Origin of the sequence: Nitratidesulfovibrio liaohensis (assembly GCF_011682075.1) — a bacterium.
GTDB lineage: Bacteria > Desulfobacterota > Desulfovibrionia > Desulfovibrionales > Desulfovibrionaceae > Cupidesulfovibrio > Cupidesulfovibrio liaohensis.
Map to the genome: position 1 here is coordinate 1 of NZ_VSMK01000157.1, position 5,700 is coordinate 5,700.

The 5,700-nt window shown below is 68.2% G+C and carries 4 protein-coding genes and 1 pseudogene; all 5 read right to left on the reverse strand.

From position 1 onward, the window contains the following. Positions 1–357: pseudogene (locus FVW27_RS06595) on the reverse strand (phosphate ABC transporter permease); the annotation flags it as partial. A gap of 23 nt (positions 358–380) precedes the next feature. Next, positions 381–1,226 carry a phosphate ABC transporter substrate-binding protein gene (locus FVW27_RS06600; protein WP_167123757.1) on the reverse strand — a complete coding sequence of 282 codons (846 nt, stop codon included), beginning with the start codon at positions 1,224–1,226 and terminating at the stop codon, positions 381–383. A 164-nt stretch (positions 1,227–1,390) separates the two neighbouring features. Then, positions 1,391–3,901, reverse strand: coding sequence for a sensor domain-containing diguanylate cyclase (locus tag FVW27_RS06605; protein WP_167123759.1), 2,511 nt, complete (start codon positions 3,899–3,901; stop codon positions 1,391–1,393). A gap of 147 nt (positions 3,902–4,048) precedes the next feature. Next, positions 4,049–5,053: a polyprenyl synthetase family protein gene (locus FVW27_RS06610; RefSeq protein ID WP_167123760.1), complete on the reverse strand. Its 1,005-nt coding sequence runs from the start codon at positions 5,051–5,053 to the stop codon at positions 4,049–4,051. Between the two features lie 130 nt (positions 5,054–5,183). Beyond that, positions 5,184–5,700, reverse strand: a 517-nt coding sequence (mqnB, locus tag FVW27_RS06615; protein ID WP_167123762.1) for a futalosine hydrolase, incomplete at its 5' end; no start/stop codon positions are given.

The window sequence follows — 5,700 nt, forward strand, 5'->3', positions numbered from 1 at the left end:
AAGCCCGTGCATCCAGCCGCACAGGCAAAGGGCCAGCGGCCAGCCCAGCAGCAGGGCCGAACAGGCCAGCAGCACCGAGCCGCAAACCATGGGCAGGATGCCGAACTGCCCGGCGGCGGGCAGCCAGCGCCAGGACAGCACCGCAAGGCCCTGCCCGCTCAGCAGCACGGGCAGGGCATACACGGTGACGAAGCCGAACACGGCGGCAATGCCCAGCACCGTGATGGCGGCGGCACAGCGCAACGCCAGGGGAGCGCGCGCGTCATGCCTTGCCGGAACCGACGGGCGGGCCGGGCGGGCCGGGCGGGTCGGGCAGGACGGACAGGACGGACAGGACGGGCGGGATGGGCCTTGCACGGCGGGATTCTGCTTCACGGAACCTAGCGGTCGAGAGGGATGTAGCCGCTGGCCTTGGTGATCTCCTGCCCTTCGGGGCTGAAGATGTAGTCGATGAACGCCTTGGCCAGGCCCTGCGGCGCGCCCCTGGTGTTCATGTACAGCTTGCGGGTGACGGAGTAGGCGCCGCTGGCCGCGTTGTCCTGCGTGGGCACCATGCCGTCGAAATGCAGGCCCTTGATGCTATCGCCCAGGTGGCCGATGCCCACGTAGCCGATGGAATTGGGATCCTGGGCGATGGCGGTCTTCATGGCGCCGTTGGAGTTCACCACGTTGGCCGTGGCGGCTTGCGGACCCTTCTTCAGGGCCTTTTCCACGAACACCTCGCGGGTGCCACTGCCGTCCTCGCGGGTGTACAGGGTGATGGGGGCGTCCTTGCCGCCCACGTCCTTCCAGTTGGTGACGGTGCCCGCGAAGATGTCGGCCACCTGCTTGCCGGTCAGGCCGGTGACCGGGTTTGCCGGGCTGACCACTACGGCCACGCCGTCGATGGCGAAGGGAAAGGACACCAGGCCGTACTTCTGCACTTCCGCCTCGGTGAGGGGGCGCCCGGTGTTGCCGATGGCCACCAGCCCTTCGCCCACCTGCTGCACGCCCACGCCGGAACCGCCACCCGCCACCGAGATGCGCAGGGCCGGATTGACGGTCATGATGCGTTTGGCGGCTTCCTTCATGACCGGAATGTGCGCGGTGCCCCCGGCGATGTCCAGGGAACCAGTAATGCCGGATTGGGGCGCAAAGGCATCCAGCGGCGCGGCGCCAGCGGAAGCGGCGGCAAGGCACAGAGCCAGGATCATGACCAGGGACAGGACGGCACGAAGACGGCGCATACACCCTCCTAGCGGTGACGGGATGAAATGATGTGTGAGCGGATGCTAACAGCGCAGGAAGGTTACGTGAAATAGGCTGTTTGAATGATACAAGGCCGCATACATAGATGTTGTCTATGCATGCGGCCTGCAATGGTCGCGGGGGCGTTGGTGATGTGTGCGCCCTACTCGGCCCAGCGCACCTTTACCCCATCCAGCTTCTTGGCGGCATAGCTGGCCCTGTCGGCCCGCTGGACCAGACTTTCGCCCGTGTCCGGGGGCGCCAGCAGGGCAAGACCCATGCTCAGGTCCACGGCACCCTTGCAACTGGTCACCACCCCTTCGCGGATGCGCCGGGCAAGGCCTTCCATGATTTCGGGGGTGACCTCGGTGACCACCACGGCAAATTCGTCGCCGCCGTAGCGGCAGGGAAAGTCCATCCCCTTGCGCACCACCGCGCTGATGCCCGCCGCCACGCGGCGCAGCACGGTATCGCCCGCCTGGTGACCATAGGTGTCGTTGATGGCCTTGAATCGGTCAAGATCGAAGAAGATCAGCCCCAACTGGCGGTTGGTGCGGCGGCTGCGCTCCATTTCGCGTTCCAGGATCATGTGGAACTGCGAATGGTTGAACAGCCCGGTCAGGCCATCGTACATGGCCTGCTGTTTCACCTTTTCCTCCAGGCGGCGGATGCTGGTCAGGTCGCGCCCCACCACCAGAAAGGCCGGGCCCTCGTGCTCGCGCGCGTCCAGCGCGGAAAAGACCAGCTCGAACAGGCCCATGCTGCCGTCGCCCAGTTCCAGCACCGCCTCCACCGGGGCAGCCGGTGACGAGCCGGACAGGTAGGCCGCGTCCCAGGTGTCGGTAAAGGTGGCCGAGGGGCGCGACGTGGCGAACAGGTTCTTGCCCCGCAACCCGGCGCAGCGGCGCGAGGCCCACGAGATATGCCCCGTGCGGTCCACGGTGAGCACGATTTCCTGCATCGAATCGAGCAGCCGTTCCAGAAAGTCGCGCTGGCGCAGGTTCTGCACGTCCACGTCGGAGATTTCCGTCACGTCCTCGATCAGCAGCAGCACGTCATCGTGCGAGGCGTCGCGGCGGCGGTGCAGCGAAACGTAGGCGCAGGGCGCGCCCATGCGCTTGCCCGCCGCGTCGGTGGGGCAGAACAGGCGGCTGATGAACGAGGGGCCGCCATCGCTGGTGAAGGCCTGCCACTCCGGGCCGAAGTCCAGCCCCAGCGATTCGGACAGCAGGGGGCGCACCGGGGTGCGGGGGGCCAGGTCGTTGCGGCCCACGTAGTCCAGAAAGCGCCGGTTGGCTTCCACCAGCAGCCCTTCGCGGTCCAGACGGGCCACGCCCAGAGGCAGGGCGTCCAGGGTGTCGGCCTTGGCCTCCAGCACGGCCTGCTGGCGATAGTAGTTTTCCAGCGCCATGGCCATGAAGTGGCAGTACACCAGCAGGGCCGACTTGCGGGCCGGGGGCAGGGCGTCCTTGGGCAGGCGCAACTGACCCCAGTCGATGCCGGAGGCGGACAGGGGCACCCGTTCCTGGCCGGCCTGCCACGGCAGTCGGGCGAAGGGGGCGGGTCCGGACTGCCGGGGAGCGGGGGTTGTCTCGTCGCCGCTGAACAGCAGGTACTCTTCGCTGCCGGGCACGCGCAGGGCCACTTCCCAGCGCTGCACGTTCCAGTACCAGCGCAGCTGCCGCCCCAGCGTGGCCGCCAGCGAGGGCAGGCCGCCCGCCACGTGCGACAGCTCTGCCCCCAGGAAATAGAAGGATTGCAGGGTTTCCAGCGACTGTTCGTACAGCCGGGTGCCCACCGGGCGGTCCTGAATGGCCAGTTGCGCCAGCATGGACTTGAAGCGCTGGGCGCATGCCTCGCGCAGGTTTTCCAGCCCCTGCTCGTCCAGGGAAAGGCGGCTGCGCAGCAGCATTTCGAACTGGATGATCAGCGCGGGGTGGGTGGCCTGGCCGTGCAGCAGGTCGGCCCACTGGGTGCCCAGGATCACCGCCTGGGTCAGCGGCGTGTGGTGGGCCACGCCGTCCAGGTCGTGGTGGCTGGCGATGGCCTCGGCGATGGCCTCGGGCAGGCCCCAGCGGTGGATGATGTTGCGGGCCATGGCCGCGTGGTCGGCGCCCCAGCAGGTGTTTTCCAGCGACAGCTGGTCGCGTTCCAGGCTGGTGATGCAGGCCTTGCCGCGCAGCACCGGGTCTTCGTCGGCGGAGCACAGGTGCATGAACAGGGCAAGGTCTTTCAGCAGCGAGGCCAGGTAGGCCAGGTGGGCCGTATCGGGCTGCACCCGCAGGGCGATCTGCTCCGCCGCGATGGAAGACCAGACCACCAGTCGCCAGTCCTGGTACATGGCCTGCTGGGGGCGTTTCAGCTCGCTGCTCACCCGTTTCTGGAACGAAAGCGACAGGGCCAGCTTGAGGATTTCGCGGGTGCCCAGCACCGTGGCGGCGCGCTGCAGGTCGGAAACCTTGGCGCCCAGCCCGTAGTAGGGCGAGTTTACCAGGTTCAGCACGGCGGCGGCCAGCATGGGGTCCATGGCCAGGATGCGGGCGATGGTGGAGAATTCGGGAAACGGCGCCACCAGTGCCTGCACCAGTTGCACCATGACCGGGGGAAAGGTGAGTTGCAGGCAGCGATTGATGGCTTCTTCGTCGGCCATGTGCCGACCCTGCGGAACAGTCATGCGCCCCTCCGGTGTGGGGGATTGCGTGGTGCATGGCGCTGCGGTGAGCCCGCCTGCCGTTGCGGGGCCGCGTGGTTTCAGGCGTCGTCCGGCGCGCTTCCGGGCGGCATCTCCGTCTGCAACGCACGGCGGTACCGCGCTGCGGTGCTACGTGCCGCGATTGAGGACGTAGTCGATGCTTTGCCGCAGGATACGACGTTCCGGCGTATCGGGCAATGCATCAAGGCAGGCCGATGCCTTGTCCAGGTAGCTTGCGGCCAGTTGGCGCGTTTTCGCGTCGCACCCGCGCGCCCGCAGGTCTGCCGCCACCTCGGCCACCGCGGCATCATCGAAGGTGCCTTGCCGGAACCGCGTCACGAATGCATCGCGTTCCTGCGGCGTCAGTGTTTCAAGGTAATAGATCAGCGGCGGCGTCAGCTTGCCCTCGCGCAGGTCGCCGCCCACGGGCTTGCCGGTGTCCTTGGATGAGGCGGCGAAGTCCAGGGCGTCGTCCACGATCTGGAAGGCGATGCCGAGGTTCAGGCCGAACCCGGCGGCGGCCTGCACGGCATCGTCCGGGGCCTGCGCGGCCAGGGCGCCCAACTCGCACGAGGCGCGCAGCATCCACGCGGTCTTGCCGGTGATGATGTCGATGTAGGTGTCGTGCCCGTGGTCGGTGGAGCGTTGGTGGGCGATTTCCACGATTTCGCCGGTGGCCGTCTGCACGATGGCCTCGGCAATGGTTTCGGTAAGCCGTGCATCGCCGTAGCGGGCAACGATGCGGTTGGCCAGGGCCAGCAGTGCGTCACCGGCCAGCACGGTTTCCGTCTGGCCGAACACCGTGTGCGCGGCGGGCAGGCCGCGCCGCAGGTCGGCGCCGTCCAGGATGTCGTCGTGCAGCAGGGTGGCCGAGTGCAGCAGCTCCACGGAACAGGCCAGCGGGTACAGGTCCGGGCCGGAGGCCTTGCGGAACAGGCCGCCGCCTTCCGCGCCCCCCGTTCGCAAGGTCCGTGCGGTAAGCAGGGTCAGCAGGGGGCGCAGCCGCTTGCCGCCCGCGCGCAGCACGTGTTCGGCCACGGGGCGCACCAGCGGATGGAGTACGGCCACCTCGGCGTCGAGCGTCTTGTTGATGCGCGGCAGTTCCGTGGCCAGGTAGGCTTTGAGCTTCAGCATGGGAATGTCCGTAGGGCTTGCGGCCGGGCGTGTCCAGTACCGGCGTGTATGGGCCTGCGTGTATCGTCCGGGCGTGCCGTGCGGCGCTGCCGCCGCGGCCCGAAACGTCCGTGTGTCGGAAAAGGTTGTGTCAGTCGGTCAGAAAAAGTTCGCGGGCCAGGGCGCCCAGGGCGTCCAGCGCCCCTTCCAGCGCCCAGTCCTCTGCCGCGCGCGAGCCCACGATGTTGGACATGGTGCGCACCTCGGCAAAGGGCAGGTTGTGGCGCAGGCAGGCCAGGGCAAGGGAAAAGCCCTCCATGTTCTCCATCAGCGGGGAGTGGCGGCGGCACATGGCCTGCGCCCGCGCCGGGGTGCCGGAAACTCCGGCCACGGTCAGCGCAACGCCGCTGCGGGCCCCCACGGGCATGGCAAGGTGCCACTGCTCGAGCAATACCTCGGGCGCAAGGTCGATGCGATCCCACACCGGGCCAGCCGGGCCTTCGGCCTGCGGAAAGGCGATGCCCTGCGGGTCCACGCCGTCGTCGCCCGCAAGGCCGTATTCGGGCCAGACTTCGGCGGACGCCAGCACGGCGCTGCCCAGCGGGGCGCGCAGCACGTCGAAGGTGCCCGCAACGCCCAGGTTCAGCACGCCGCGCACGCTGCGGTGC

Coding starts and splice junctions, on each gene's coding strand:
- FVW27_RS06610 (WP_167123760.1), bottom strand. CDS start 5,053: ATGCTGAAGCTCAAAGCCTACCTGGCCACGGAACTGCCGCGCATCAAC.
- FVW27_RS06605 (WP_167123759.1), bottom strand. CDS start 3,901: ATGACTGTTCCGCAGGGTCGGCACATGGCCGACGAAGAAGCCATCAAT.
- FVW27_RS06600 (WP_167123757.1), bottom strand. CDS start 1,226: ATGCGCCGTCTTCGTGCCGTCCTGTCCCTGGTCATGATCCTGGCTCTG.